Origin of the sequence: Pseudoxanthomonas sp. z9 (genome assembly GCF_006542425.1) — a bacterium.
In the GTDB taxonomy this organism is placed as follows: Bacteria; Pseudomonadota; Gammaproteobacteria; order Xanthomonadales; family Xanthomonadaceae; genus Pseudoxanthomonas_A.
Genome location: NZ_VFID01000003.1, coordinates 398,814 through 424,097, shown reverse-complemented (window position 1 = coordinate 424,097; position 25,284 = coordinate 398,814). Strand labels below are relative to the sequence as shown.

Sequence of the window (25,284 nt, the reverse complement as noted above, 5' to 3'; positions counted from 1 at the left end):
GAAATCTCCCTGGGGGTTGGGGTCAACGGTAACCGGCGGCCTGCAGTTCGAACAGTTCCGCATAGCGGCCGCCTTCGGCCATGAGCTGATCGTGGGTGCCGCTGGCCTCGAGCCGGCCTTCATTGAGCACGAGGATGCGGTCGGCCATGCGCACGCTGGAGAAGCGGTGCGAGATCAGCACCGCGGTGCGCTCGCTGGACAGCTCCTTGAAGCGCTGGAAGACCTCGAACTCCGCGCGCGCGTCCAGCGCGGCGGTCGGTTCATCCAGGATCATCACCTGCGCGTCGCGCATGTAGGCGCGGGCGATGGCGATTTTCTGCCACTGTCCACCGGACAGGTCCACGCCGGTCTTGAAGCGGCGGCCGATCAACTGGTCGTAGCCGTTCGGCAACGAGGCGATCACCTCGTCGGCCATCGAGCGGCGCGCGGACTCGCGGATGCGCGCGTCGTCGTCCATGGCGTCGACCTGGCCCACGCCGATGTTCTCGCCCGCGGTCAGGTGGTAGCGCACGAAGTCCTGGAAGATGACGCCGATGCTGGCGCGCAAGTCGTCGACGTCGTATTCGCGCAGGTCGCGCCCGTCCAGCAGGATACGACCCTCGTCGGGGTCGTACAGCCGCGCCAGCAGCTTGACCAGGGTGGTCTTGCCCGCGCCGTTCTCGCCGACCAGCGCCAGCACCTCGCCGGCGCGCAACCGGAAGTCCAGCCCGCGTACCGCCCAGCGTTCGGCGCCGGGATAGCGGAAGCCGACATTCTCGAAACGGAAACCGTCGCGGATCGGACGCGGCACCGGAGCCGCGCCGGGCGGTGAGACGATCTCCGGGCGGATTTCGAAGAACGAGAACAGATCGTCCAGGTACAGCGCCTGCCCGGCGACCTGCGAGAAACCGATCAGCAAGCCTTCCAGCAACTGGCGCAGGCGCAGGAAACTGCCGGCCAGGAAGGTCAGGTCGCCGATGCTGAAATCGCCGCGCACGGTGCGCCAAGCGATGTAGGCATAGGCGACGTAGTAGCCCAGCGTGCCCAGGCCGGCCAGCAGCGTGCCCCACAACGCGCGGCGCCGGGCCAGCGCACGGTTGGCGCGGTAGAAGCCTTCGGCCAGTTGCCGGTAACGGTCGATCAGGAAGCGATGGAGGTTGAAGATCTTCACCTCCTTGGCCGTTTCCACGCTGGCGCCGGTCTGGCGGATGTATTCCAGTTGCCGCCGTTCCGGTGTCCACTGGAAGTTGAGCGAATAGCCCAGCGCGTTGAAATGCGCCTCGCCGACGAAGGCGGGTACCAGCGCCACGATCAGCAACAGGATCAGCCAGGGCGCGTACACCAGCAGGCCGGCGGCGAAGCTGATCACGGTGATTGCGTCCTGTGCCTGACCGAACAACTGGCTCATCAGGTTCATCCGCCCCATGGTCTGGCGGCGCGCGCGATCCAGCTTGTCCTGCAGGTCCGGATCCTCGAAGTCCTCCAGGTCCAGCCGCGCCGCGTGTTCCATCAGGCGGATGCTGGTGGCGTTGGTGAACAGTTCCGACAGCAGCGCATCGGCATAACTGACGAACCGGCCCAGCAGATCGGACAGGATCGCCAGGCCGAATTCCAGCGCCAGCAGGCCGAGCAACGTGTCGAGCTGGCCACCGTGCCAGAGCTCGGCCAGGCCGGCTTGCGGCAGGCCCAGGCCGACCAGGCGGATCGCCTCGTCGATGATCAGCTTGCCCACGTACAGCGTGGCGACCGGCAACAGCGCGCGGATCAGGCGCAGGCCGAGGCTGGCGAGGGTCAGGCCGGGGCTGGTCGCCCAGATCTGCTTCAGGAAAGGCGGCAGGTTGCGCATCGCGTTGAAGCGATCGCGCAGGCTGGGACCGGACTTTTCACCGCGCCGGGGCTTGGTGCCGGCGGCGGCGGGGGGAACGGGGGCGGAAGCCATGGCGCATTGTGCCTGCTCGGCCCGGCCCGCGGGAAACGACGTGGCCGCGCGGCCACGTCGCTTGGATTGGCTGGCGGGTGTTCAGGTCGCCGGAAGCGGCGAACGCAGTCCGACACCCATCCGGTTCCAGGCGTTGATGATGGCGATGACGAAAGTCAGTTCGGCGATCTGGGTTTCGTCGAAGTGCGGCAGCAGGCCGGCGTATACCTCGTCCGGCGCGTGCGTCTCGCCGACCCGGGTCAGGGCGTCGGTCCAGGCCAGCGCGGCGCGTTCGCGCGGATCGTAGAACGGGCTTTCATGCCACGCGGCAAGGGTGTCGAGCTTGCGCGGATCGACGCCGGCTTCGCGCAAGGTCTTGCCATGCATGTCGAGGCAGAAGGTGCAGCCGTTGATCTGCGAGGCGCGCTGCTTGACCAGGGCCACCAGGACGGCGTCCAGCGAACCACGCTGCAGGCCGTGGCTGACCTTCAGCAGCCCCTTGTAGGTTTCGCTGGCGAGGGAGGTGTAATCGACGCGGGGGAGCGACATCGGTGTTTCCGGAATGCGCGGACGGAATGTCGCGCTTCACCCCAAGGACGGTGGCCTGTTCGCGGGCGTGACACTTCCGTGGGCTGGAAGCTTGTCCGGATTCATGACGGTCAGCAGTTCGGCGATGCGTTCGCCATCGCTGATCGCCACCATCGCCGACACCAGCCGGCCAGCGCGGTAGCGCAGCACCGCCGGTTCGCCGTTGACGTGGCCCATGCGCCATTCCGTATCCGGCTGCGGGCGCCGGTAGGCGGCCCAGAACAGGCGGGCGATGCGTTCGTTGCCATGCAGCGGGCGGATCGCCGCGGTGGCCTTGCCGCCGCCGTCGGATACCAGCCGCGCGTCCTCGTGCAGCAGCGCGGTGATGGCCTCCCGGTTGCCCACGCGCGCGGCGTGCATGAACCGTTCCAGCAGGCGCCGGTGGCGCTCCGGCGCGACATCGAAACGCGGCCGCGCCGCCTGCAACCGTTCGCGGGCGCGGTGCACCATCTGGCGGCAGTTGGCCTCGCTGTGGCCAATCAGTTCGGCGATATGGGTGTAGTCGTAGTCGAAGGCTTCCTTCAGCAGGAAGGCCGCGCGTTCCTCCGGTCCCAGCCGTTCCAGCACGGCCAGGAATGCGAGCGAGACCTGTTCGGCCAGCTCGGCGCCGTGTTCGGGGCCGGGACGGTCGTCGATTTCGGCCGGTTCCGGCAGCCAGGGGCCGGGGTAGCGTTCGCGCTGGAGCTTGGCGGCACGCAGGCGGTCGATGCCCAGCCGGCTGGCGGCGGTCACCAGCCAGGCCTCCGGATCGCGGATGGCCGCGGTGTCGGCCTGGCGCCAGCGCAGCCAGGTGTCCTGGACCACGTCCTCGGCGTCGCTGCGGCTTCCCAGCAGCCGGTAGGCGAGCGAAAACAGGCGGGAACGATGGCTCTGGAAGGTGGTTTCGGCGTTCATGGGGCCAGGACGGGGCAGGGCGGCAAGGCGTGACAACCGGCCGGGCCGCCACTTTGGCCTAAAATGGCAGGCTCCGCCCGCTACCCACCGGCAGCCCCGGCTCCAGGCTACATGACCTCGATCAAGCAAGAAGACCTCATCCAGTCCATCGCCGACGGGCTGCAGTACATCAGCTACTACCACCCGGTCGACTACATCCGGAACCTCGCCGCCGCCTACGAGCGCGAAGAGTCGCCGGCGGCCAAGGACGCCATCGCCCAGATCCTGATCAACTCGCGCATGTGCGCCGAAGGCCACCGCCCGATCTGCCAGGACACCGGCATCGTCACCGTGTTCCTGGAAATCGGCATGGACGTGCGCTGGGACGACGCCACGATGGGCGTGGAGGACATGGTCCATGAGGGCGTGCGCCGTGCCTACAACCATCCGGACAACAAGCTGCGCGCCTCGGTGCTGGCGGATCCGGCCGGCAAGCGCACCAATACGAAGGACAACACGCCGGGCGTGGTCAACGTCAAGGTCGTGCCGGGCGACACCGTCGAGGTCATCGTGGCGGCCAAGGGCGGTGGCTCGGAGGCGAAGTCGAAATTCGCGATGCTCAACCCGTCCGACTCCATCGTCGACTGGGTGCTCAAGACCGTGCCGACCATGGGCGCGGGCTGGTGCCCGCCGGGCATGCTCGGCATCGGTATCGGTGGCACCGCCGAGAAGGCGATGCTGCTGGCCAAGGAAGCGCTGATGGAGCCGATCGATATCACCGACCTGCAGGCCCGCGGCGCTTCCAACCGCGCCGAGGAACTGCGCCTGGAGTTGTACGAGAAGGTCAATGCGCTGGGTATCGGCGCGCAGGGACTGGGCGGCCTGACCACGGTGCTGGACATCAAGGTCAAGGATTATCCGACCCACGCGGCCAACCTGCCGGTGGCGATGATTCCCAACTGCGCGGCGACCCGCCACGCCCATTTCACCCTCGATGGCAGCGGCCCGGTGATGCTGGATCCGCCCTCGCTCGAGGATTGGCCGGAACTGACCTACGACGCCTCCAAGGGCCGCCGGGTCGATCTCGACACGCTGACCCGCGAGGACGTCGCCAGCTGGAAACCCGGCGAGGTGCTGCTGCTCAACGGCAAGCTGCTGACCGGCCGCGACGCCGCGCACAAGCGCATGGTCGACATGCTCAACAAGGGCGAATCGTTGCCAGTGGATTTGAAGGGCCGCTTCATCTACTACGTCGGCCCGGTCGATCCGGTGCGCGACGAAGTGGTGGGTCCGGCCGGTCCGACCACCGCCACCCGCATGGACAAGTTCACCGAGCAGGTGTTGGCGCAGACCGGCCTGCTCGGCATGGTGGGCAAGGCCGAGCGCGGCCCGGCCGCCATCGAGGCGATCAAGAAGCACCAGTCGGCCTACCTGATGGCGGTCGGCGGCGCGGCCTACCTGGTGTCCAAGGCGATCAAGGCCGCGCGCGTGGTCGGTTTCGCCGACCTGGGCATGGAAGCGATCTACGAGTTCGAGGTGCAGGACATGCCGGTCACCGTCGCGGTCGATTCGCAGGGTACCTCGGTGCACAACACCGGCCCGAAGGAGTGGCAGGCGCGCATCGGCAAGATCCCGGTGGTGGTGGCATAGGGAGAATGCATGCCAGTTCCACGCATCTACGCTGACTTCAACGGACTCGTTCGCGGGCACAGCGATCATTCGCGAATCGCAGTGGTGCTGGCGCCGTTCGATCCTCCTGTGTGTTGAAGTGCCACTCGCCAATGAGAGACAAGCGCGTATGACCACCCTGTACTACTCCCCCAGCACCGCCAGCCTGGTGGTGCATTGGCTGCTGATCGAGCTGGACGTCCCGCACACGCTGCATCTGCTGGACTTCGACAAGCGCGACCAGAAGGCGCCCGGGTACCTGAAGGTCAATCCGGCGGGCGTGGTGCCGGCGCTGGATCTGGACGGGCAGGTGATCACCGAATCGGCGGCCATCCTGCTGCACCTGGCGGATCGGTACCCGCAGGCGAATCTCGCGCCGCCGGCGGGAACGCCGGAACGTGCGCGTTACTACCAGTGGATGCTGTTCATGGCCAACACGCTGCTGCCGGCGTATCGGGCCTGGTTCTACTCCGACGAAATCGCCGGTGCGGAGAACGTCGAGGCGGTGCGCGCGCACGCACGCCAGCGCATCGAGGCCGCATGGCAGCGCGTGGCCGATCACCTGCAAGCCGATGGTCCGTGGATGGTGGGCGATCAGCTCACCGTGGTCGATTTCATGACCACCATGCTGATGCGCTGGTCGCGCAACATGCCGAAGCCGTCCGACACTTGGCCGGTGCTGAAGGCCTACGCCGATCGCATGAAGTCGCGCCCCGCGTTCAAGGAAGTCTATGCGCGCGAAGGGCTGACCGACTGGACGTGATCGGTTCCGGGCGAGGTGCCCAAGCCGAACCGGGACGCCTCGCTCAGTCGACGTATTCGTCGAACTTGCGCCCGCCCTGGAACGGCATCAGGTGCTGGCGCAGGATGCCGCGCGGGACCGTTTCCAGCTTCATCACCCCGTACTCCTCCGGCCAGTCCTCTTGGCGCGGCGGCAGCTTGAAGGTGCCCATCAGCATGTCCACCAGCGGCAGGTGGATGGCGTAGTTCACGTCCAGGTAGTCCTTGTGCCGGGCGTGGTGCCAATGGTGGTAGCGCGGCAGCACCAGCAGGTACTCCAGCCAGCCGAAACGGATGCCCAGGTTGGCATGGGCCAGCACCGCCTGCAGGCCGACCAGGATCACGTAGGCGTTCACCGCCGGTGCCGAAAAGCCGAGGACCAGCAACGGCAGCAGCACCGCGCTGCGGGTCATGACGATCTCGACGAAGTGGATGCGCGAGCCGGCCAGCCAGTCCATTTCCCGGCTGGAATGGTGCACGGCGTGGAAACGCCAGAGCCAGGGCACGTTGTGGTAGGCGCGATGCAGCAGCGCCTGGGCCAGATCCGCCACGAACACCGCCAGCAGGAACTGCGCCCACACGGGCAGCGACTGGATCGCGTCCTTCAGCGCCGGGAACACGGCCAGCCCCGCGATCGTCGAGGTCGAGGCGGTGACCAGGATCAGGATGAACTGCACCAGCACGTGGCTCATGAAGAAGTAGGCCACGTCCGTGCGCCAGCCCGGCCGCAGCGGCGAGATCCGGCGCTTGCCCAGGTAGCGTTCCAGCGGCACGAACACCAGCGCGGAGAAGAACAGCGAGATGACGAACCAGTCCAGGCCCAGCGAGTAGGGCGTCTTGCCGATGGCGTCGAACTGCACGTTGGTGCCGCCGAGCAGCACGGCCAGGGTCGCGCTGCCCACGCCGATCAGGGCAATGCGTTTGTTGCGATCGCGCAGGATCGCCAGGGTGCCGAGCACGAACGCCGCGCTCAGTCCGACCAGCAGCAGGTGGCGGGCGAACTGCTCGCTGTAGACCGCGCGGAATTCCTTGCTGGTCAGCAGTTCGGGGAAGTGGAAACACAGCACCGCCATCAGGCTCAGCAGGCCGAGCAGGGCGGAGGCGTAGGCGAAGAACGAGCGGTGCTTGCGCGGCATGCGATTCCTTTCCGGACGAAGCGGGTATCCGTACCCGCCGAGTGTACGTCAGGCCACGCGGTTTCCGGCCGCGTCCACCACCGGCTCGCCGTCTTCCTTGCTGAAGGCGCCGCGCTGGGGCTGTGGCAGGATGTCCAGCACCGTCTCCGAGGGCCGGCATAGCTTCACCGCATCCGGAGTCACCACGATGGGGCGGTTGATCAGGACCGGGTGGGCGAGCATCGCCTCGATCAGCGCGCCGTCGTCCACGCCCGCCTTGTCCAGTCCGAGCTCGGCGTGGATGGGCTCCTTGGCGCGCACGACCTCGCGCACGGGCACGCCCATCCGCGCAATCAGCGCGGTCAGGGTTTCACGATCCGGCGCTGTCTTCAGGTATTCCACCACCCGCGGCTCGATGCCGGCATTGCGGATCAGGCCCAGCACGTTGCGCGAGGTGCCGCAGGCGGGGTTGTGGTAAATCGTCACGTCGCTCATCAGTACCATTCCAGCAGGGAGATGCCCAGGCCGATGTAGGTGGCCTTGTGGTTGTAGTCGATCATGCTTTCCCCGTAGCCGTGGAAGGCCTGGATGTGGCCGCGGAAGCTGCGGTGGATCGGGAAGCCCCAGTCCAGCTGCAGCGCGCCGTGCGATTTGTCGCCGGTGCGCAACGAATGGCGGGCGAGGACCGTGAATTCGTGGCCGCCCTTGCTGTAGGTCAGCATGGCGTCGCCGCGCCCGATGTAATCCTCGATGTCCGGATTGTCGTCGTCGTTGCCGTCCGGCACGCGCCACCAGGGGCGCAGCACCAGCGCCCAGTTCTCGCGATCCAGGCCGACCGTGAAGATCACCCGGTTCCAGCTGCGCGAGAGCGGATCGTTGCGGCCGTTGGACTGGTGGTTGATGCCCACGCCGGCCATGCGGCCCTTCCAGCCGCCGAGGCTGTAGTTGTTGCGGAACACCAGCATCACTTCCGGCTCGTAGTTGGTTTCGCGGAAGGGACGCGATTCCTCGCCGTTGTAGACCTGCCAGCGCGAGCTCTGGGTATAGCCGCCCCACAGGTCGCCGTTGTCGCCGAACAGGTTCTCGGCGAACTTGGTCTTGAAGCTCAGCTGAAACTTGGCCTCGGTGTTGTCCAGCGCCTGCGGCTCGGTCACCGTGTTGCGCGGGTTGGGCGAATGCGGCATCTCGTTCTTGTCGCTGGTCCAGAACACCGGCATCAGGTACAGCGGCTTGTAGCCGCGCAACTGGAAGACCCCCAGCTTGGAGTCCTTGGCCAGTTCCCAGCGGCTGTCCAGCAGCGAACCCTTGCCGGCGTTGGCCAGGGCTTCCTGCAGCATCGGATCGTCGGTCCGGAACCAGGCGCCGAGGCGACGGTGTTCGCGGCGTTCGCTGCTCGCCTCGCCCGCCTCCGATTCCTGTTGGGCCTGCTGCGCCTGCTGTTGATCCAGGCTGCTGCGGGCGGCGGTGGCCTCGGCGTCGGCGGCGCGGGTATCCGATGGCCTGCGTCCGAACACGGCGTCGTAGCAGGCCAGACGGGAGGCATCGGTTTCGATGGCCCGGCACGCCTCGGGTGTCACCACGGCGGGCTGTGGTTCCTGGGCGAAGGCCGGGGCGGTGGCCAGGGTCATGGCGATCAGGGACGGCAGCAGGTGCCGGGTGGAGTGGGGTGTCATGCGATCGGACCAGTCAGGGAAACGAAGAAGCCGGGCGATTGTGCCCGATGGCGGAGTGATGAGGCCGGCGGGATCAGAACACCCAGGCGAACAGGAACAGGCCGAGCATCGCGAACGCCAGCCCCAGCTTCAGTACCACGCCCAGGACAATGCCGAGCCACGTGCCCAGGCCGACCTTGGTGGCCTGCCCGATCTCGCGGCTGTGCCACAACTCGCCGAGCAGGGCGCCCACGAATGGTCCGGCAAACAGACCAATCGGGCCGAAGAACAGACCCGCGAACGTACCGACCGCCGCGCCGAGCAGGGCCTTGCCACTGGCGCCGACGCGCTTGGCACCGACCACGGTGGCAAAGAAATCCACTGCGACCGACAGCGCCGTCAGCAGGCCCAGAAGGATCAGAGGCACCCAGCCGATCTGCTGGAAATCCCCGGCCCAGGCGGCCAGCAGCATGCCCGCGAACACCAGCGGCAGGCCGGGCAGCGCCGGCAGGATGACCCCGGCCAGCCCGACCAGGATGAGCACGACGGCCAGCACGTAGTACAGGGTGGTGAGGTCCAAGCGAAATTCTCCTTGTCCAATCAACGGGTTGGGCGCCGTTTTGGGGGGCCGTGGACGGTTTGCATTTTCACAAATTGCGGGTTAGTGTGCGCTCGCTGTGTTTGCCAAGGTCACCGTGAATCGTGGCCTAGATGCGGTAGATCCATGATCCGCTACATCGTTGTACCTCGCTTCCTCCTTGCAACCAGCCGCCGAGAGGCGTTTCCACCACCCAGAGTTCCAAGGAGCAAGTAGATGTCCGACCGTGAAACCGGAACCGTGAAATGGTTCAACGATGCCAAGGGCTTCGGCTTTATCAGCCGTGAGAACGGTGAAGACGTGTTTGTGCATTTCCGCGCCATCCAGACCCAGGGCTTCAAGAGCCTGAAGGAAGGCCAGAAGGTCAGCTTCACCGTCGTGCAGGGCCAGAAGGGCTTGCAGGCCGACGCCGTGCAGCCGCTGTAAGGTCTCGCCAAGATTCGCGCCGGTTGTGACGACCGGACACGAAGAAAAGGCCCGACTCAGGTCGGGCTTTTTCTTTGCGCGGCAGGAATGCGTCCCGTCGCGGGACAGCGTTATCGCAGGACCACCCGGCCGTTCTGGATCCGCACGTAGGTGTTCTCGCGGATGCCGCCGAGATCGTGCTGGGTGAAGGTCAGGCGACGGCCATCGTCCATGCGCACGGTGATGTTGTAGCTATCGCCGGTGGTGCGGTTCTGGATGGCGTTGCCGGCCATCGCGCCGGCCGCGGCGCCCGCGACGGTGGCGATGTTCTTGTTGCCCTTGCTGCCGCCGGTGTGCTCGGAAATCTGGCGGCCGGCGACGGCGCCGACGATGCCACCCAGGACCGCGCCGGTCGCGCTGGGCGCCGAGCGTCCGGAGGACACGACATCGATGCGTTCGACGATGCCGCAGTCCGCGCAGTAGTTGTTCGAAGGCGCCGGGCGATAACCGCCGCTGTTGTAACCGCCGCCGCCATAGCCGGGCGAACTGGTGGCGCAACCGGCCAGTGCCAGCGAGGCAACGGCACCGATGGCAAACATACGAAGATTCATGGCTCCTCCTGGTTCACGTGGTCCGGTCTTGGACATTCGATCCGCACCGGGTGACGCGACGACGCGGCCCGGTCGCACGCATCCTCGCGCCAGCTGCGTGAACCCCACGACAACTGCACCGCTCCGGGCCGTCATCGCGGGCTTGCGGCGTCAGCCGCAATTCAGCCGCGGAAGTCCTGGTGGCAGCCCTTGCAGCTTTCCTTGACCTGATCGGCCAGCGCCTTGGCCGCGGTGCAGTCGGTCGGCGGGGTGGCCAGGCTGGCGTCGAGCTTGGCGCGGAAGTCGCTGGCATGGGTCACGAAGCGCTGATCCTCGGCCAGGCCGGGCAGGGCCAGTTCCAGATCGTTGGCCATCGTGCGCAGGGCCCGCACGTGCGGCACCGTGTCCGTGGCCGCGCAACGGCTTTGCGCCACCTTGTCGCCCAGCAGGCCGGCGTGCTTCTGCATCACGTGCATGACGCTGTCGGGGAAGGGATCCTGGCGCGCCTGGATCGCGCGCATCGCCATCACCGTGGCGACCGCGCCGATCACCAGGCCGATCAGGAACAGGAACAGGTAGCGGGAAGCGTTGGACGACTTGGCGGTCGGCTGGCTGGCCATGCGGCGGGCTCCTCTGGAAAAGTTCGTGCCATGTTACGACGCACGTCACACCCCGCGCCATGTCTACAATTGCCGGATGAAGAAAGTCCTCAAGGATCGTTTCGCCGGCATCGACCGCCTGTACGGGCAGGGCGCGGTCAACCGCTACGCCGAGCGGCGCGTGGCGGTGGTCGGCCTGGGCGGCGTGGGCTCGTGGGTGGTGGAGGCGCTGGCGCGCTCCGGGATCGGCCACCTGACCCTGATCGACGCGGACGACATCTGCGTGTCCAACACCAACCGCCAGTTGCCCGCGCTGGAGGGCCAGTACGGGCGCAACAAGGCCGAGGCGATGGCCGAGCGCTGCCGCGCGATCAATCCGGACGTCGAAATCGAGGTGATCCCGGCGTTCCTGACCGGCAGCAACCTGGAGGAACTGCTGGATCGCGGCTTCGATCTGGTCCTGGACGCCTGTGACAGTTTCCGCACCAAGGTCGAGATGATCGCGTGGTGCCGGCGGCGCAAGCTGCCGATCATCGTGTCCGGATCGGCGGGCGGGCGCACCGATCCCACCCAGATCCGCCTTCGCGATCTCTCCCGTACCGAACACGATGCCCTGCTGGCGCTGGTGCGCAAGAAGCTGCGCGGCGAGTTCAATTTCCCGAAGAACCGGGATCGCTACTTCGGCGTGACCGCGGTGTATTCGCTGGAGAACGTCAGGTATCCGCAGGCCGACGGCAGCGTGTGCGGCCTGCGCCCGCAACTGGGCGCGGATGCGGCGCTGAAGCTCGACTGCGGCGTCGGCCTGGGTGCGGCGACCCATATCACCGGCGCGTTCGCCTTCGCCATGGTCGGCAAAGCGCTGGAACTGCTGCTCAAGGAAAAGAAGCCGGCGGCCTGAAACTCAGGCGGCCAATCCGAACAGGCGCGCGGCATTGCCGCGGGTGACGGCGGCAATGTCCTCCTCGGGTTCGCCCCGCAACTGCGCGATGGTCCGGCAGATGACCGACACCCGCGCCGGTTCGTTGCGCTGGCCGCGGATCGCCACGTCGGGCTGGTCCGGTGCGTCGGTTTCCAGCAGCAGGTGTTCCAGCGGCATCGAGGTGACCAGCCCGCGCAGGCGTTGCGCGCGTTCGTAGGTGACCGGCCCGCCGAGGCCGATCAGGAAGCCGGCATTCCACAACTGGCGTGCCTGTTCCGGGCTGCCGGAAAAACTGTGCACCACGCCGCGCAGGCCGCCGACGCGGCGCACCGCCGCGATGACCGCGTCCACCGCGCGTCGCGCATGGATGATCAGCGGCAGGTCGAATTCGCGCGCCAGCCGCAATTGCGCATCGAAGTAGCGCCGCTGTGTCGCCGGATCCAGATCCTCGACGAAGTAATCCAGGCCGCATTCACCGACCGCGACCGGCCGTTCGTTTGCGAGCCATGCGCGCAATTCGTCCAGATGCTCCCCGCGGTGCCGCGCCAGGTACATCGGATGCAGGCCGTAGGCCGGGTGCAGATCCGGTTGATCTCGGCAAAGCGCACGCAGTGCGGGCCAGCCGGCGGCCTCGACCGCCGGAATCACCTGGTGGACGACGCCGGCTTCGCGCGCGCGGGCAATCACCGCGTCCCGGTCGGCATCGAACTCGGCGGCGTCGAGATGGCAGTGACTGTCGATCAACCGCACGTCAGCGCGACGGCCGGCCCGGTTCCAGCGGCGGCGCCGGCTCCTTGCGGCGCTTCCAGTTCGCCAGCAGCAGCGTGCCCAGGCCGAACACCAGTTCGTCCAGGAACGGAATCGGATCGATGCCGGGCGGCAGCAGCACGCTGAGGACGAACAGCCCCGCGGTGATCTTGAACAGGGTGGGGTAACGCAGTCTCCGGGCCCATTCCAGCACGGGCAACAGAAGGGGATTGGCCACGGCGCGGGTCTCCGCAGGGTCGATGGGGCGACACGCTAGCACGTCGCGCGGGACTGCGCCGCCGTTCACGAAAAGTACGATTTCGTCTGCATGAAACGGGGCTTGGTTCAGGTTCGTAGTGGTGGAATGATGCCCGTAATGTGACTCGGGCGAGGCCCGCAATGGAGGCTGCGATGAAGAACAACACCACCATGATTCTGGTCGCTGCCGGCGCGCTGCTGGTTGGCGGCGTGGCGACCGCCGCTTTCATGAAGAGCGGCGACAAGACTGCGGGCACGCCGACGGCCGAAACCGCGCCGCTGGCTGATCCGGCTCTCGCCACCGATGACGCGGCGGCAACCGACAACGTCATTCCGGCCGACAGCCTGCAGTACGCGGACGTGCTCAACGTCAAGCCGGTGACCACGAGCGAGAAACTGTATGCGACCGTGATCGGCACCGAGCCGGTGCGCGAGACCACCACCACCAGCACGCCACACGAGGTGTGCCAGGACGTCGTGGTGCAGGAGCGCTTGCCCGAACGCGACGGCAACACCGGTGGCACCGTGGCCGGCGCGGTCATCGGCGGCCTGCTCGGCAATCAGGTCGGCAAGGGCAGTGGCCGCAAGGCCGCGACCGTGGCCGGCGCGGTGGCCGGCGGTGTGATTGGCAATCAGGTCGACAAGCGCCACGTCGGTGGCCGCGTGGTCGAACGCACCGAGCGCCAGTGCCATACCGAAACCGCCAGCTCCGAGTCGTCGCGGGTGACCGGTTACAACGTCACCTACCGCAACCCGGATGGCACCACCGGCACCATGCGGATGGACAAGAAGCCGGGCAGCCGCATCCCGATGGGCAGCGGCGACAAGGTGGTCGGCTATGACGTGACCTACCGTCTCGATGGCCAGGAGAACACCGTGCGTCTGGACCAGAAGCCGGATAGCGATCGCCTGCCGGTGATCGATGGCAAGGTGGTCACCCAGACCGCCGCCGTGGCGACTCCCGCCAAGGGCTGAGCCCGGTCCCGGCGTTTCCACGAAACACCCCCCGAAAGGCCGGCGAAATGCCGGCCTTTCCTTTACGACCTGAAGGCTTACCGCCCGGACGGAGCAGCCCATACAATGCGGGATTGTCCGAACCGGCTCGAATCCCGCATGGCCCTGAATCCGTACGACCTGTTTGATGTCCGTTCCCTGCTGTCCGAAGAAGAGCGCGCGGTGCAGGACACCGTGGCCCGCTTCACCGACGAGCGCGTGCGTCCCATCATCGGCGAGGCGTTCGACCAGGGCCGCTTCCCGAAGGAACTCGTCCCGGAAATCGCCGAACTGGGCCTGCTGGGCTCCTCGCTGCCGGAAAAGTACGGCTGCGCCGGCCTGAACGGGGTCAGCTACGGCCTGATCTGCCAGGAACTGGAACGCGGCGACAGCGGCATCCGCAGCTTCGTCAGCGTGCAGTCCTCGCTGTGCATGTATCCGATCTATGCCTACGGCAGCGAAGAGCAACGCCAGCGCTGGCTGCCCGACATGGCCGCCGGCAAGGTGATCGGCTGCTTCGGCCTGACCGAGCCGCATGGCGGCTCCGACCCGGCCAACATGAAGACCAACGCGCGCCGTGACGGCGACGACTGGGTGATCAACGGTTCCAAGATGTGGATCACCAACGGCAACCTGGCCGACATCGCCATTGTCTGGGCACAGACCGACGAAGGCATCCAGGGCTTCGTGCTGGAGAAGGGCATGCCCGGCTTCACCGCCCAGGAAATCAAGCACAAGATGAGCCTGCGCGCGTCGGTGACCAGCGCGCTGTTCTTCGACAACGTGCGCGTGCCCGATTCCAGCCGCCTGCCCAACGTGAAGGGCCTGAAGGGCCCGCTGGGCTGCCTGACCCAGGCCCGCTACGGCATTACCTGGGGCCCGATCGGCGCGGCCATCGCGTGCCTGGACGAGGCGCTGAACTATTCCAAGGAACGCATCCTGTTCAACCGTCCGGTGGCGGCGACCCAGAGCGCGCAGATCAAGCTGGCCGAGATGGCCCGCCGGATCACCCTGGCGCAGCTGCTGTCGCTGCAGCTCGGCCGGCTCAAGGACGCCGGCACCCTGCAGCCGCAGCAGGTGTCGCTGGCCAAGTGGAACAACTGCCGCATGGCCATCGACATCGCCCGCGAGTGCCGCGATCTGCTCGGCGGCGCCGGCATCACCACCGAGCACGCCGCGATCCGCCATGCGCTGAACCTGGAATCGGTCATCACCTATGAAGGCACCGAAACCGTGCACCAGTTGGTCATCGGCCGTGAACTGACCGGGATCAGCGCATTCTGAACCGATTGCCCGCCGCGGATGCGGCGGGCGCTGCGAAGGGCGGCAGGTGAACGCGGTGCGGGCACCATGCCCGTGTCGCCGGCCTGGCGTCCTCCGTTCCGCCGTGACATGAGGGGCAGACCTTGAGCATCTTCGATCTGCAACTGGAAACCGAGCGCCTGTGGCTGCGGCCGCAGCGCCGCGAGGACTACGAGCCGTGGGCGGCGTTCGTCGCCGACGAGGAAGCCACCCACTACATCGGCGGCGTGCAGCCGCGTTCGATGGCCTACCGCAGCCTGGCGGCGATGGTCGGCTGCTGGCAGATGGAAGGCTTCGCGATGTTCTCGGTGATCGAGAAAGCCAGCGGTCGCTGGGTGGGACGGGTCGGGCCATGGTGCCCGCTCGGCTGGCCCGGCACCGAGATCGGCTGGAGCATCGCACGCGAGGCCTGGGGCCGGGGCTACGCGCCGGAAGCGGCGCGCGCCGCGGCGGACTGGGCGTTCGCCGCGCTGGGCTGGGACGAGATGATCCACACGATCGATCCGGACAACCAGAACTCCAAGACGGTCGCGGCCAAGCTGGGCTCGCGCTTCCTGCGCATGGGCGAGTTGCCGGCGCCGCATGAAGGCAAACCGGTCGAAATCTGGGGACAGTCACGCGAACAGTGGTTCGCACAGGGAGGAAAGGACGCATGAGCCGGGGTATCGACGAACTGAGGCTGGAAACCGAACGCCTGATCCTGCGGCCGCCGCGGCGCGAAGATTTCGAGGGTTTCGCGGAGCTCCAGGCCGATGAGGAGGCCGCCCGCTTCATCGGCGGCGCGGTCACCCGTCCGGAAGCCTGGCGTCGGTTCCTGTGGCAGCCGGGTTCCTGGTGGCTCGACGGGTTCGGCATGTTCGCGATCATCGAACGCGCCACCGGCGAGTGGCTCGGCCAATTGGGGCCGTGGAAGCCGGAGGGTTGGCCGGGCAACGAAGTCGGCTGGTCGCTCCGGCGGGCGGCCCAGGGCAAGGGTTATGCGCTGGAAGCGGCGCGGCCGGCCATCGACTGGGCGTTCGACAACCTGGGCTGGACCGACATCATCCACTGCATCGACGCGGAAAACGTGCCGTCGCAGAAGCTGGCCGAACGCCTGGGATCGCGCAAGTTGCGCCAGACCCGGCTGCCGCCGCCGTTCGAGTCGATCGAACTGGATGTCTGGGGCCAAAGCCGCGACGCCTGGCGCGCGGGACGCGCGGGGTGATTGCATCCGCTTCCATCGATACACGGCTGATGGCCACCTTGGCTGGCCTGGTGCCGCTCGCGCGCGCCTGCTTCCGTGATCCCTGGTGGGTGATCGGCAGCGCCGCGATGCGCCTGGCGGGCATCGATGGACCGGAGCCGAACGATGTCGATCTGCTGTGCAGCGTGCGGGATGCCGATGTCCTGGCCCAAGCGTGGACGGCGCATCGCGATGATCACTATCGTCCTGCCGAGGATGGCCGTTTCCGATCCCGCTTCGCACGCTTCGCGCACCTGCCGATGCCGCTGGAGGTGATGGGCGGTCTGGAAGTCCGCGTGGCGGACGCCTGGCAGCCCGTGCAGGTGGCCTCGGAGTTGCGGGTGGAGGTGAACGGCCACGCCATCCCCGTGCCGACGCCATCCGAGCAGCGACGCATCCTGCTGCTGTTCGGGCGCGACAAGGATCTGGCCAAGGCGCAACGCATTTCCGCATTCCTCGCCACCCGGGAACATCATGTCCACTGAATCGATCACCGTGCACGGCTATTCGGTGTCCGGAAACTGCCACAAGGTGCGCCTGCTGCTGGAACAACTGGGACGCGACTACCGCTGGGTCGAAGTCGACAGCCCGAACGGCGCCACCCGCACGCCGGACTACCTGGCCAAGAATCCCAACGGCAAGGTGCCGATGCTGGAGCGCGGCGATGGCCGCGTCCTGACCGAATCCAACGCCATCCTGTGCTGGCTGGCCGAAGGCAGTGCGTACCTGCCGGCCGACGCCTGGCAGCGCGCGCAGGCGATGAGCTGGCTGTTTTTCGAACAGTACAGCCATGAGCCCTACGTCGCCGTGGCGCGCTTCATCCGCGGCTGGACGCCGGCGGATTCGTCGCGTCGCGCCGATCTGCCACGCCTGATCGAGCGCGGCGAGCAGGCGCTGGCGGTGATGGAACGCCACCTGCGACAGGCGGACTGGTTCACCGGTGACGACTATGGCGTCGCCGACATCGCGTTGTTCGCCTATACGCATTGCGCCGCCGATGGCGGCTTCGAACTGTCGAAGTTTCCCCGCGTTTCCGCCTGGCTGTCGCGCGTTGGCGCAACACCGGGCTTCGTTCCCATGCCCGCGGTCGCCGACGATGTCGCCGAGCGCCTGGCGAATTCCTGAATCCATCCACGAGTGCCATGACCGTCCAGACCATTCCCGCCCGCATGAAGGGCCTCAACCGCGCCGAAATCTGCGATCAGAACTTCATCGAGTTCGTGAAGGTCTGGAACGGCCAATCCGGCCGTGGAACCGCATCCGCCATCCTCCCGGGCAGCGCGCTGGATCGGCGGGGATTCGCCGAACTGCTGGAATCCCAGCTGGTTTCGCGCCACCTGGACCTGATGGCGCGCGTGCTGCGCGTGCAGAACAAGGTCTTCTACACCATCGGCAGCTCCGGCCACGAAGGCAATGCGATGGTCGCGCGGTTGACCCGGCATACCGATCCCGCGTTCCTGCACTACCGCAGCGGCGGTTTCATGGCCGAACGCTTCCGCAAGCTGCCCGGCATGGATCCGGTGATGGATTCGGCGTTGTCGTTCGCCGCCAGCGCCGAGGATCCGGCCTCCGGCGGCCGCCACAAGGTATGGGGCAGCAAGCCGTTGTGGGTGTTGCCGCAGACCTCGACGATCGCCTCGCACCTGCCGAAGGCGCTGGGCACCGCGGTCGCCATCGAGCAGGCCCGCCGCATCGGCCATGCCTCGCCGATTCCGGAAGACAGCATCGCCATCTGCTCGTTCGGCGACGCCTCCAGCAACCACGCCACCGCGCAGACCGCGTTCAACGCGGCGGCATGGACGGCCTACCAGAAGCTGCCGGCGCCGGTCCTGTTCGTGTGCGAGGACAACGGCATCGGCATTTCGGTGAAGACACCGGACGGCTGGGTGGGCCGCAATTTCCGCGATCGCGCCGACCTGGATTACTTCTACGCCGACGGCCTGGATCTGGCGAACGGTTACGGCCAGGTGCAGGCGGCGGTGGAGCATTGCCGCAACACCCGGCGCCCGACCTTCCTGCACCTGCGGACCACCCGCATCATGGGCCATGCCGGCACCGACTTCGAAATCGAGTGGCGGCCGATCGAGGAACTGGTCGCGGTGGAAGCCACCGATCCGTTGCTGCGTTCGGCGGCGATCGCGCTGGAATCCGGGCTGATGAGCCGCGAGGAGCTGCTGGCGTTCTACGAAAGCATCCGCCAGCGCTGCTTCGCCGCCGCCGAGGAAGCCGATCGCCGTCCCAAGATCACCACGCTGGAGGAAGTGATCGCGCCGCTGGCGCCGTATACCCCGGACAAGGTGGCCGCGGAAGCCGCCCGCAGCGCGCCGCACGACAAACGCGTGGCCGCGTTCGGCAGCGAGGAAAAGCTGCCGGAGAAGCTGCCGCCGCGACATCTCGCCATCCAGATCAACAACGCGCTGCACGATCTGTTCTGCAAGTATCCCGAGACGCTGCTGTTCGGCGAGGACGTCGCGCAGAAGGGCGGCGTGTATACCGTCACCAAGGGCCTGCACAAGGCGTTCAAGGGCAGCCGCGTGTTCAACACGCTGCTCGACGAGACGATGATCCTCGGCCTGGCCCAGGGCTACGCCAACCTGGGCATGCTGCCGCTGCCGGAAATCCAGTACCTGGCCTATTTCCACAACGCCTGCGACCAGATCCGCGGCGAGGCGGCGAGCCTGCAATTCTTCAGCAACAACCAGTACCGCAATCCGATGGTGGTGCGCATCGCCGGCCTGGGCTACCAGCGCGGTTTCGGCGGACATTTCCACAACGACAATTCGATCACCGCGCTGCGCGACATTCCCGGATTGGTCGTCGGCTGTCCCTCGCGCGGCGACGACGCGGCGATGATGCTGCGTACGCTGGCGGCACTGGCCAAGGTCGACGGTCGCGTCACCGCCTTCCTCGAACCGATCGCGCTGTACATGACCAAGGATCTGTACGAGCCCGGCGATGGCCAATGGCTGTTCCCGTATCCCGCGCAGGATCAGGCGCTGGTGCTGGGCGAAGGCCGCGTGTACGACGCCGACGCCGACGATCTGGTCATCTTCAGCTACGGCAACGGCGTACCGATGAGCCTGCGCGCCGCGCGCAGCATCGAGGCGAAGCACGGCTGGAAGGTGCGGGTGGTGGATCTGCGCTGGCTGGTGCCGCTCAACGAGGCGTTCATCGTCGAACAGGCCGCCACCGCCAAGCGCATCCTTATCGTCGACGAGGGCCGTCACTCGGCCGGCGTGGGCGAGGGCGTCATTACCGCGATCGCGGAGGGCGGCTACCGCGCGCGCCCGTTCCAGCGCGTCGTTGGCACCGATACCTACACGCCGCTGGCCGGCGCCGCGTTCCTGGTGCTGCCGGGCGACGAAGATATCGTGGCGGCGGCGGACCGGCTGGCCTGAGCCACGGATGATTTCGCGACAGGGCATGGCCCTGTCGCGGGGCTGCTATGCTCGTGGCCTCTTCACCGCAACGGGAGTTCACCATGCCGGCACCGGTCGTGGCCATCATCATCGGCAGCCTGCGCAAGGATTCCTTCAACCGCCAACTGGCCGGCGCGGTGCAGCGGCTGGCCGGGGACCGGTTTGCGTTCCGGGTCCTGGAAATCGGTGATCTGCCGCTCTACAACCAGGACGACGACGCGGATTTTCCGGCCGCGGGCCTGCGCTTCAAGCAAGGCATCGAGCAGGCCGACGCGTTGCTGTTCGTCACGCCCGAATACAACCGCTCCATGCCCGGCGTGCTGAAGAACGCGATCGACGTGGCCAGTCGTCCGGCCGGCAGCACCACTTTCGCGGGCAAGCGCGCCGGCATCATCGGCACGTCGCCGGGGATGCACGGCACGGTATCCTCGCAGCAGCACCTGCGCAACGTGTTGGCGGCGGTGGACGTGGCGGTGCTGCCGCAACCGGAGATCGCCATCCAGTTCAAGGAAGGACTGATCGACGCGGCTGGCGACGTCGTCGACGAGCGCGCCCGCAGGCGCCTGCAGATGTTCCTGGATCGCTTCGAGGCCTGGCTGGGCTGAGCGCTCAGGCGCGGCGTGGCAGCAACTGCGCCAGCCCCCGGCGCACACGGGCCGGCAACGGGGCGTCCAGCGGCGCATCGTCCACGAGCTGCGCCGCCAGCAGGCGCCGGAATGGCACCATCTGCTGGCCGGCGCGCAGGATGGTTTCCCGTAGCTTCCGCACCGGCGGTCGATCATCGGTGAATACCCGCACGACGGTGGCGGTGGCCAGGTAGAGCGGCAGGCTGCCAGCGCGATGGCGGCGCTGGTAGCGTGAGAGCAGCGCTTCACTGCCCAGATCCCGTCCCTGCGCACGCGCGATGCGGGCGATGTCGGCCAGCCGCTCCACGCTGGCCAGGCCCAGGTTGAACCCGTGCGCGGTCACCGGGTGCATGCCCACCGCCGCGTCGCCAGCCACCGCGAAACGCTGGCCGACAAAGCGGTGCGCGTAGACGCCGACCAGCGGATAGACATGGCGGCTGCTTTCCAGTTGCATTGCGCCTAGGCGATTGCCATAACGCTCGCGCATGCTGGCCGCGAATGCCTCGGCGGGCAGATCCTGCAGGCGCCGGGCTTCGGCGTGGGGCACGGTCAGCACCGCGGAGGAGAGATGTTCGCGCAGCGGCAGCATGGCCAGGGTCTGGCCTTGGCCAAACCATTCCCATGCGACGCCGTGGTGCGGAAGTTCGTGTTGCATCCGGCATACCAGCATGCTCTTGCCGAAATCGTTCTGGCGGGCGCCGATGCCGAGTGCGCGACGGGTTTCAGAGAAGCGGCTGTCGGCGGCGATCAGGAGTGACGCATGCAGGTGCGTTCCGTCCTGCAGATGCACTTCGGCCTGTTCCGGCGTGGTGCGGACCGATTCGACCCGCGCGTCCGGATACCAGTCCAGCGTCGGCAGATCCTGGATGGCCCGCCAGGCGGCGGCGCGGATACGGTGGTTCGGCACCAGGCTGCCCAGTTGCGACCTGCCGACCAGCGTGCCTTCCACGGTCATCCAGTGCGGAGATTCACCCTCCATGACCCGCGCCGCGCGCAGCGGGGCGACATCGTCCTGGGGAATGTGTTCCCACACGCCGAGTTCGCGCAGCAGGCGGATCGAAGCCTGGGTGAGGGCGATTTCGCGTCCGTCGAAAGCCGGTTCGGCGATGGCCGCTTCCGGCTGCCGTTCGACCAGCGCGACCCGCAGGGATTGCCCGGCCAGGGCGCGGGCCAGGCACAGTCCCGCGGGACCGGCACCGATGATGATCACGTCGTGGCGCATGCATATACATCCTTGCGGAAGGCAACTTTCCGCAGTGTAGGCATCCGCCGGCGCGCGTAATTGACCTGGATCAAGCTGGCGCGGACGCGATTAGTCCAGCAGCGGGATTTCCTTCAAGGCGACACCACTCGCCGCCAGCGTGGCTGGTTCGCGTTCCAGCGGCATCACCCCGAGCGCGAGCGCGGGACTGCCCGCCTGCGCGCAGATGATTTCGCCGATATCGCGATTGCCATCGGTGACCGCGTTGCCCGGATCCGGCGGCACATCGCTTTCAAACAGGACCAGCGCACGCTTGGCCTTGCCGAGGAAATGGGTGCGGGCAACGATTTCCTGACCCGGATAGCAACCTTTCTTGACGCTGTAGGCGTTCAGTCGATCGAGCGAAAGTTGTTGCGGCGTCCATTGTTCGCGCTGGCTTTCGGGCAGGCGGGGCAGGCCGTGGCGCAGATCGTGCCTTCGCCAATCGGCGATGTTGGCGGTCCCGGCAACCGGTCCGTCGCCGATCCGCCAGTGGCGAGCGCCACCGGCATCGGTCCGATCCAGTTCCAGCGCCCCGCCGGACTTACCGAGCAAGGCACCGCTGGCTTGCGCGGGAGACGCCATCACGCCCTGGATCGCAAGATCCGGCCGCACGGCGATCTTCAACTTTCGTCTGAAGACATAGCGCTGCAAGGCGGCGGCCAGCACTTCGGCCGGATAATCCGGCAGCACCAGCAACAGTTCCTGCTCGCCGGGGCGGGCGAGGGCAAACAGCGCAATGACGCGCCCCTTGGGCGTCAGCCAGGCGCTCCACTGCCATTGTCCCACCGCCAGCGAGGCCACTTCGCTGCTGAACTGCGCATGGGCGAAAGCCACGGCATCCGGGCCTTCCAGGCTCAGGACCGCATGGTCGGACAGCGCTGTCGCGGGTGTTTCCGGAGGGGGCAGGTTGTCAGCCAAGGGGGTGGGGATTAAAATTTTGTGCACTGCGAGACCCCTATGATAGGCGAAACAGCTCCCATCCCTGACGCCGACGCCGGAACACTGCCGTCCGAAAACGCGCCTGCCGCTCCGTCCGGCACCCACGCGGAACCGGCGCCAGCGCAGAAGGAAATAGGGGGGCGCGACGGTCCCGAGCCGACGCGTTACGGGGATTGGGAAAAAAACGGGCGCTGCATCGATTTCTGATCCGCAGCATTGAGCCAACGCGGTCAAGGCGACCGCCCAGCCGAGAAAGAGTCAGCGAATGGCGACACACCAACGTCCGCTTTCCCCCCATCTGCAGGTCTACCGATGGCAGATCCAGATGGCGACCTCCATCCTGCATCGAGGTACCGGCATCTTCCTGGCCCTGGGCGCGCTGGTGATTGCCGGCGGGTTGATGGCGTTGATGCTGGGACCGGAGTCCTGGAACTGCTTCACCGACATCGCCGGCGCCTGGTATGGCCAGGTGTTCCTGTTCGCCTGGACCTGGGCATTCGCCTACCACCTGTGCAACGGCGTCCGCCATGTGGTCCAGGATTTCGCGATTGGCTTCAGCATTCCTGCCTTCATCCGCAGCAGTTGGCTGTCAGTGATCGGCAGCCTGGTCATCACCGCCGGGGTCTGGGGCTTCGTCCTGTCGGGAGGTGCCGCATGAGCCGCTTCCGTACCCCGCTGAAGGGCGTGCGCGGCCTGGGTTCGGCCAAGACCGGCACCGCGCATTTCGTCAACCAGCGCCTGACCGCCACCGCGCTGGTCCTGCTGGGCATCTGGTTCCTGGTATTCGTGCTCAACCTGATCGGCGCGGACTACGTGGCCGCCACCGAGGCGGTGTCGCGTCCGTGGAACGCGGTGCTGCTGGTGGGCTTCCTGATCACCATGTTCTGGCACGCGCAGCTCGGCCTGCAGGTCGTGCTGGAAGACTACGTCCACCACTCGCTGCTGGCCCTGGTGGTCCAGACCGCGGTGCGCTTCATCGCCGTGCTCGGCGCCATCATCAGTGTTTTCGCGGTGGCCCGCATCGCGCTGGGGAATTGACGAAATGTCCGCTTACAAGATCACCGAACACAAGTACGACATGGTCGTGGTGGGCGCCGGCGGCGCCGGCCTGCGCGCGACCTTCGGCCTGGCCGCCAAGGGCCTGCAGACGGTCTGCCTGACCAAGGTCTTCCCGACCCGTTCGCATACCGTGGCCGCGCAGGGCGGCATTTCCGCCGCGCTCGGCAACATGGGCGAGGACGACTGGCGCTACCACTTCTACGACACCATCAAGGGGTCGGACTGGCTGGGCGACCAGGACGCCATCGAATACATGTGCCGCGAGGCGATTCCGGCCATCATCGAGCTGGAACACTACGGCGTGCCGTTCAGCCGCACCGAGGAGGGCAAGATCTACCAGCGCCCGTTCGGTGGCATGACCACCCGCTACGGCGAAGGCCCGCCGGCGCAGCGCACCTGCGCCGCCGCCGACCGCACCGGCCACGCGATGCTGCACACGCTGTACCAGCAGTCGCTGAAGCACGACGCGCGCTTCATGATCGAGTACTTCGCGCTCGACCTGATTTTCGACGAGGAGGGCGTCTGCCGCGGCGTGCTCGCCCTGGACATGGCCGAAGGTTCGCTGCACCTGTTCCGCGCCCACGGCGTGGTGCTGGCCACCGGCGGCTACGGCCGTGCCTACTTCAGCGCCACCTCCGCCCACACCTGCACCGGTGACGGCGGCGGCCTGGTGATGCGCGCCGGCCTGCCGATGCAGGACATGGAATTCGTGCAGTTCCACCCGACCGGCATCTACGGCGCCGGCTGCCTGATCACCGAAGGCGTGCGTGGCGAGGGCGGCATCCTGCGCAACAGCAACGGCGAGCGGTTCATGGAGCGCTATGCGCCGCACTACAAGGATCTCGCCTCGCGCGACGTGGTGTCGCGTTCGATGACCATCGAGATCCGCGAGGGCCGCGGCGTCGGCGAGCACAAGGATCACATCCTGCTCGACCTGACCCACCTGGGGCCGGAAGTGATCAACGAGAAGCTGCCCGGCATCGCCGAAAGCGCCCACATCTTTGCCGGCGTGGACGTGACCAAGCAGCCGATCCCGGTCATCCCGACCGTGCACTACAACATGGGCGGCATCCCGACCAACTACCACGGCGAAGTGGTGCGCAAGGTCGGCGACAACCCCGACACGGTGGTCCCGGGCCTGTACGCGATCGGCGAAGCCGCCTGCGTGTCGGTGCACGGCGCCAACCGCCTGGGCTCGAACTCGCTGCTGGATCTGGTGGTGTTCGGCCGCGCGGTGGCCAATCGCTGCGCCGAGACGATCAAGCCGGGCGGGGCACACAAGCCACTGGCCGGCGACGCCTGCGACAAGGCGCTCTCGCACCTGGACAAGCTGCGCAACGCCAGCGGCGACACCCCGACCGCGGTCATCCGCGATCGCATGCAGCGCACCATGCAGGCCGACGCGGCGGTGTTCCGCACCAGCAAAACGCTGAAGGAAGGCTGCGAGAAGATGACCGACATCTTCAAGTCCTTCGAGGACGTGAAGGTCAGCGACCGCTCGCTGGTCTGGAACTCGGACCTGATCGAGACCTACGAGCTGCACAACCTGCTGCTCAACGCGGTGGCCACCATCAACTCCGCCGAGCAGCGCCACGAGAGCCGCGGCGCGCACGCGCACGAGGATTTCCCCGAGCGCGACGACGTCAACTGGCAGAAGCACACCCTGGTCAGCGTCGACGAGCAGGGCCAGTGCAACTTCGATTTCCGCCCGGTGCACATGTATACGTTGACCGACGACGTCGACGTGGTGCCGCCGAAGCCGCGCGTTTACTGATCGGGAGAAACTAGAGCA

28 protein-coding genes are annotated in these 25,284 nt (G+C 67.1%); 15 read left to right on the top strand and 13 right to left on the bottom strand.

Going from position 1 to position 25,284, the window contains the following annotated elements:
- Positions 1–22: 22 nt before the first annotated feature.
- The 3 genes from FG323_RS04365 to FG323_RS04355 form a co-directional block, all read right to left on the bottom strand.
- The gene (locus tag FG323_RS04365) at positions 23–1,918 is read right to left on the bottom strand and encodes an ABC transporter ATP-binding protein (protein ID WP_141453209.1); all 1,896 of its coding nucleotides are present in this window, start codon (positions 1,916–1,918) and stop codon (positions 23–25) included.
- Between the two features lie 81 nt (positions 1,919–1,999).
- Positions 2,000–2,446, bottom strand: a complete 447-nt coding sequence (locus FG323_RS04360; protein ID WP_141453208.1) for a carboxymuconolactone decarboxylase family protein — start codon at positions 2,444–2,446, stop codon at positions 2,000–2,002.
- A 36-nt stretch (positions 2,447–2,482) separates the two neighbouring features.
- Positions 2,483–3,379: an RNA polymerase sigma-70 factor gene (locus tag FG323_RS04355; RefSeq protein ID WP_141453207.1), complete on the bottom strand. Its 897-nt coding sequence runs from the start codon at positions 3,377–3,379 to the stop codon at positions 2,483–2,485.
- Between the two features lie 111 nt (positions 3,380–3,490).
- Between FG323_RS04355 and FG323_RS04350 the strand changes: the two genes are divergently transcribed.
- Complete coding sequence (locus FG323_RS04350; protein WP_141453206.1) at positions 3,491–5,008, top strand: fumarate hydratase; 1,518 nt, start codon at positions 3,491–3,493, stop codon at positions 5,006–5,008.
- A 148-nt stretch (positions 5,009–5,156) separates the two neighbouring features.
- Entirely contained in the window at positions 5,157–5,789 is a 633-nt protein-coding gene (locus FG323_RS04345; RefSeq protein WP_141453205.1) for a glutathione S-transferase family protein, read from the top strand.
- Between the two features lie 43 nt (positions 5,790–5,832).
- On the opposite strand, the gene FG323_RS04340 is transcribed toward FG323_RS04345, so the two are convergent.
- From FG323_RS04340 to FG323_RS04325, 4 genes are all read right to left on the bottom strand, one after another.
- Positions 5,833–6,942: a sterol desaturase family protein gene (locus FG323_RS04340; protein ID WP_141453204.1), complete on the bottom strand. Its 1,110-nt coding sequence runs from the start codon at positions 6,940–6,942 to the stop codon at positions 5,833–5,835.
- A 48-nt stretch (positions 6,943–6,990) separates the two neighbouring features.
- Positions 6,991–7,416, bottom strand: a complete 426-nt coding sequence (arsC, locus tag FG323_RS04335; RefSeq protein ID WP_141453203.1) for an arsenate reductase (glutaredoxin) — start codon at positions 7,414–7,416, stop codon at positions 6,991–6,993.
- Entirely contained in the window at positions 7,416–8,594 is a 1,179-nt protein-coding gene (locus FG323_RS04330) for a phospholipase A (protein ID WP_141453202.1), read from the bottom strand. The genes arsC and FG323_RS04330 overlap by 1 nt, the downstream gene beginning before the upstream one ends.
- A gap of 73 nt (positions 8,595–8,667) precedes the next feature.
- A complete protein-coding gene (locus tag FG323_RS04325) occupies positions 8,668–9,153 on the bottom strand; it encodes a DUF456 domain-containing protein (RefSeq protein WP_141453201.1) in 486 nt (161 codons plus the stop codon).
- Positions 9,154–9,387: 234 nt separating this feature from the next.
- Here FG323_RS04325 and FG323_RS04320 point away from each other — a divergent pair, with 234 nt between their 5' ends.
- Positions 9,388–9,597, top strand: a complete 210-nt coding sequence (locus FG323_RS04320; protein ID WP_141453200.1) for a cold-shock protein — start codon at positions 9,388–9,390, stop codon at positions 9,595–9,597.
- A gap of 110 nt (positions 9,598–9,707) precedes the next feature.
- Here the strand turns inward: FG323_RS04320 and FG323_RS04315 are convergent, their stop codons facing one another.
- A complete protein-coding gene (locus tag FG323_RS04315) occupies positions 9,708–10,187 on the bottom strand; it encodes a glycine zipper 2TM domain-containing protein (protein WP_141453199.1) in 480 nt (159 codons plus the stop codon).
- Positions 10,188–10,348: 161 nt separating this feature from the next.
- Positions 10,349–10,786 (bottom strand): cytochrome c, encoded by a 438-nt coding sequence (locus FG323_RS04310; protein WP_141453198.1) that lies wholly within the window; start codon positions 10,784–10,786, stop codon positions 10,349–10,351.
- Positions 10,787–10,862: 76 nt separating this feature from the next.
- On the opposite strand from FG323_RS04310, the gene FG323_RS04305 reads away from it, so the two are divergent.
- Positions 10,863–11,663, top strand: a complete 801-nt coding sequence (locus tag FG323_RS04305; protein ID WP_141453197.1) for a tRNA threonylcarbamoyladenosine dehydratase — start codon at positions 10,863–10,865, stop codon at positions 11,661–11,663.
- A 3-nt stretch (positions 11,664–11,666) separates the two neighbouring features.
- Here the strand turns inward: FG323_RS04305 and FG323_RS04300 are convergent, their stop codons facing one another.
- Together FG323_RS04300 and FG323_RS04295 are read right to left on the bottom strand one after the other, a co-directional pair.
- Complete coding sequence (locus FG323_RS04300) at positions 11,667–12,434, bottom strand: TatD family hydrolase (protein ID WP_141453196.1); 768 nt, start codon at positions 12,432–12,434, stop codon at positions 11,667–11,669.
- A gap of 1 nt (position 12,435) precedes the next feature.
- On the bottom strand, positions 12,436–12,669 hold the full coding sequence (locus FG323_RS04295; RefSeq protein WP_141453195.1) for a DUF6116 family protein: 234 nt from the start codon (positions 12,667–12,669) through the stop codon (positions 12,436–12,438).
- A gap of 173 nt (positions 12,670–12,842) precedes the next feature.
- Here FG323_RS04295 and FG323_RS04290 point away from each other — a divergent pair, with 173 nt between their 5' ends.
- The 8 genes from FG323_RS04290 to FG323_RS04255 all read left to right on the top strand — a co-directional run bounded on the left by FG323_RS04290 (position 12,843) and on the right by FG323_RS04255 (position 20,230).
- Positions 12,843–13,664: a glycine zipper 2TM domain-containing protein gene (locus tag FG323_RS04290; RefSeq protein WP_141453194.1), complete on the top strand. Its 822-nt coding sequence runs from the start codon at positions 12,843–12,845 to the stop codon at positions 13,662–13,664.
- A 138-nt stretch (positions 13,665–13,802) separates the two neighbouring features.
- On the top strand, positions 13,803–14,966 hold the full coding sequence (locus FG323_RS04285) for an acyl-CoA dehydrogenase family protein (protein ID WP_141453193.1): 1,164 nt from the start codon (positions 13,803–13,805) through the stop codon (positions 14,964–14,966).
- Positions 14,967–15,088: 122 nt separating this feature from the next.
- On the top strand, positions 15,089–15,640 hold the full coding sequence (locus tag FG323_RS04280) for a GNAT family N-acetyltransferase (RefSeq protein ID WP_141453192.1): 552 nt from the start codon (positions 15,089–15,091) through the stop codon (positions 15,638–15,640).
- Entirely contained in the window at positions 15,637–16,188 is a 552-nt protein-coding gene (locus FG323_RS04275) for a GNAT family N-acetyltransferase (protein WP_141453191.1), read from the top strand. Before FG323_RS04280 ends, FG323_RS04275 begins: the two co-directional genes overlap by 4 nt.
- A 29-nt stretch (positions 16,189–16,217) precedes the next feature.
- A complete protein-coding gene (locus FG323_RS04270) occupies positions 16,218–16,691 on the top strand; it encodes a hypothetical protein (protein WP_220094123.1) in 474 nt (157 codons plus the stop codon).
- On the top strand, positions 16,681–17,331 hold the full coding sequence (locus FG323_RS04265) for a glutathione S-transferase family protein (RefSeq protein WP_141453190.1): 651 nt from the start codon (positions 16,681–16,683) through the stop codon (positions 17,329–17,331). The genes FG323_RS04270 and FG323_RS04265 overlap by 11 nt, the downstream gene beginning before the upstream one ends.
- Positions 17,332–17,348: 17 nt before the next feature.
- On the top strand, positions 17,349–19,604 hold the full coding sequence (locus FG323_RS04260; protein WP_141453189.1) for a thiamine pyrophosphate-dependent enzyme: 2,256 nt from the start codon (positions 17,349–17,351) through the stop codon (positions 19,602–19,604).
- Between the two features lie 83 nt (positions 19,605–19,687).
- On the top strand, positions 19,688–20,230 hold the full coding sequence (locus tag FG323_RS04255) for an NADPH-dependent FMN reductase (protein ID WP_141453188.1): 543 nt from the start codon (positions 19,688–19,690) through the stop codon (positions 20,228–20,230).
- Between the two features lie 4 nt (positions 20,231–20,234).
- Here the strand turns inward: FG323_RS04255 and ubiM are convergent, their stop codons facing one another.
- On the bottom strand, positions 20,235–21,473 hold the full coding sequence (gene ubiM / locus FG323_RS04250; protein WP_141453187.1) for a 5-demethoxyubiquinol-8 5-hydroxylase UbiM: 1,239 nt from the start codon (positions 21,471–21,473) through the stop codon (positions 20,235–20,237).
- Positions 21,474–21,563: 90 nt separating this feature from the next.
- Positions 21,564–22,667, bottom strand: coding sequence for a folate-binding protein (locus FG323_RS04245; protein WP_343192858.1), 1,104 nt, complete (start codon positions 22,665–22,667; stop codon positions 21,564–21,566).
- A 31-nt stretch (positions 22,668–22,698) separates the two neighbouring features.
- Here FG323_RS04245 and sdhC point away from each other — a divergent pair, with 31 nt between their 5' ends.
- The 3 genes from sdhC to sdhA are packed head-to-tail and all read left to right on the top strand — an operon-like array spanning position 22,699 to position 25,266.
- Positions 22,699–23,091, top strand: a complete 393-nt coding sequence (gene sdhC / locus FG323_RS04235; protein ID WP_141453184.1) for a succinate dehydrogenase, cytochrome b556 subunit — start codon at positions 22,699–22,701, stop codon at positions 23,089–23,091.
- The gene (gene sdhD / locus FG323_RS04230) at positions 23,088–23,471 is read left to right on the top strand and encodes a succinate dehydrogenase, hydrophobic membrane anchor protein (protein WP_141453183.1); all 384 of its coding nucleotides are present in this window, start codon (positions 23,088–23,090) and stop codon (positions 23,469–23,471) included. Before sdhC ends, sdhD begins: the two co-directional genes overlap by 4 nt.
- Positions 23,472–23,475: 4 nt before the next feature.
- Positions 23,476–25,266 (top strand): succinate dehydrogenase flavoprotein subunit, encoded by a 1,791-nt coding sequence (gene sdhA / locus FG323_RS04225; RefSeq protein WP_141453182.1) that lies wholly within the window; start codon positions 23,476–23,478, stop codon positions 25,264–25,266.
- Positions 25,267–25,284: the final 18 nt, after the last annotated feature.

Bases quoted from the DNA above. Each gene is read 5' to 3' on its own strand.
- FG323_RS04365 (WP_141453209.1), bottom strand. From the start codon at position 1,918: ATGGCTTCCGCCCCCGTTCCCCCCGCCGCCGCCGGCACCAAGCCCCGG.
- FG323_RS04360 (WP_141453208.1), bottom strand. From the start codon at position 2,446: ATGTCGCTCCCCCGCGTCGATTACACCTCCCTCGCCAGCGAAACCTAC.
- FG323_RS04355 (WP_141453207.1), bottom strand. From the start codon at position 3,379: ATGAACGCCGAAACCACCTTCCAGAGCCATCGTTCCCGCCTGTTTTCG.
- FG323_RS04350 (WP_141453206.1), top strand. From the start codon at position 3,491: ATGACCTCGATCAAGCAAGAAGACCTCATCCAGTCCATCGCCGACGGG.
- FG323_RS04345 (WP_141453205.1), top strand. From the start codon at position 5,157: ATGACCACCCTGTACTACTCCCCCAGCACCGCCAGCCTGGTGGTGCAT.
- FG323_RS04340 (WP_141453204.1), bottom strand. From the start codon at position 6,942: ATGCCGCGCAAGCACCGCTCGTTCTTCGCCTACGCCTCCGCCCTGCTC.
- arsC (WP_141453203.1), bottom strand. From the start codon at position 7,416: ATGAGCGACGTGACGATTTACCACAACCCCGCCTGCGGCACCTCGCGC.
- FG323_RS04330 (WP_141453202.1), bottom strand. From the start codon at position 8,594: ATGACACCCCACTCCACCCGGCACCTGCTGCCGTCCCTGATCGCCATG.
- FG323_RS04320 (WP_141453200.1), top strand. From the start codon at position 9,388: ATGTCCGACCGTGAAACCGGAACCGTGAAATGGTTCAACGATGCCAAG.
- FG323_RS04315 (WP_141453199.1), bottom strand. From the start codon at position 10,187: ATGAATCTTCGTATGTTTGCCATCGGTGCCGTTGCCTCGCTGGCACTG.
- FG323_RS04310 (WP_141453198.1), bottom strand. From the start codon at position 10,786: ATGGCCAGCCAGCCGACCGCCAAGTCGTCCAACGCTTCCCGCTACCTG.
- FG323_RS04305 (WP_141453197.1), top strand. From the start codon at position 10,863: ATGAAGAAAGTCCTCAAGGATCGTTTCGCCGGCATCGACCGCCTGTAC.
- FG323_RS04290 (WP_141453194.1), top strand. From the start codon at position 12,843: ATGAAGAACAACACCACCATGATTCTGGTCGCTGCCGGCGCGCTGCTG.
- FG323_RS04285 (WP_141453193.1), top strand. From the start codon at position 13,803: ATGGCCCTGAATCCGTACGACCTGTTTGATGTCCGTTCCCTGCTGTCC.
- FG323_RS04275 (WP_141453191.1), top strand. From the start codon at position 15,637: ATGAGCCGGGGTATCGACGAACTGAGGCTGGAAACCGAACGCCTGATC.
- FG323_RS04270 (WP_220094123.1), top strand. From the start codon at position 16,218: ATGGCCACCTTGGCTGGCCTGGTGCCGCTCGCGCGCGCCTGCTTCCGT.
- FG323_RS04265 (WP_141453190.1), top strand. From the start codon at position 16,681: ATGTCCACTGAATCGATCACCGTGCACGGCTATTCGGTGTCCGGAAAC.
- FG323_RS04260 (WP_141453189.1), top strand. From the start codon at position 17,349: ATGACCGTCCAGACCATTCCCGCCCGCATGAAGGGCCTCAACCGCGCC.
- FG323_RS04255 (WP_141453188.1), top strand. From the start codon at position 19,688: ATGCCGGCACCGGTCGTGGCCATCATCATCGGCAGCCTGCGCAAGGAT.
- ubiM (WP_141453187.1), bottom strand. From the start codon at position 21,473: ATGCGCCACGACGTGATCATCATCGGTGCCGGTCCCGCGGGACTGTGC.
- sdhC (WP_141453184.1), top strand. From the start codon at position 22,699: ATGGCGACACACCAACGTCCGCTTTCCCCCCATCTGCAGGTCTACCGA.
- sdhD (WP_141453183.1), top strand. From the start codon at position 23,088: ATGAGCCGCTTCCGTACCCCGCTGAAGGGCGTGCGCGGCCTGGGTTCG.
- sdhA (WP_141453182.1), top strand. From the start codon at position 23,476: ATGTCCGCTTACAAGATCACCGAACACAAGTACGACATGGTCGTGGTG.